This window comes from Streptomyces millisiae, assembly GCF_031845425.1.
In the GTDB taxonomy this organism is placed as follows: domain Bacteria; phylum Actinomycetota; class Actinomycetes; order Streptomycetales; family Streptomycetaceae; genus Streptomyces; species Streptomyces millisiae.
Genome location: NZ_JAVREM010000433.1, coordinates 1 through 380 on the forward strand (window position 1 = coordinate 1; position 380 = coordinate 380).

The following is a 380-nucleotide window of genomic DNA, read 5'->3' on the forward strand; positions in this document are numbered from 1 at the left end:
AATGCCGCGTCGCTAAGCGGACTACCTCGCCGCCGACGGCGTCACCGCGCTTAACACGATCTCCACGATCGCGTCCTTCGTTCTCGGCCTGTCGATGCTGCCGTTCTTCTACAACGTCTGGAAGACCGCCAAGTACGGCAAGAAGATCGAGGTCGACGACCCCTGGGGCTACGGCCGTTCCCTGGAGTGGGCGACCTCCTGCCCGCCCCCGCGGCACAACTTCCTCACCCTGCCGCGGATTCGCTCCGAATCCCCGGCGTTCGACCTGCACCACCCGGAGATCGCGGCGCTCGAACAGCTTGAGCACCACTCCGAGTCGGACAAGGCCCTCGCCGGCGGCAAGGAGGCAGGCAAGTGAAGATCCAGGGACAGATGTTCAT

At 64.7% G+C, this 380-nt stretch carries 1 pseudogene; it reads left to right on the forward strand.

Going from position 1 to position 380, the window contains the following annotated elements:
* Window positions 1-16: 16 nt before the first annotated feature.
* Window positions 17-358, forward strand: a pseudogene (locus RNC47_RS37450) (cytochrome ubiquinol oxidase subunit I); the annotation flags it as partial.
* Window positions 359-380 lie beyond the last annotated feature (22 nt).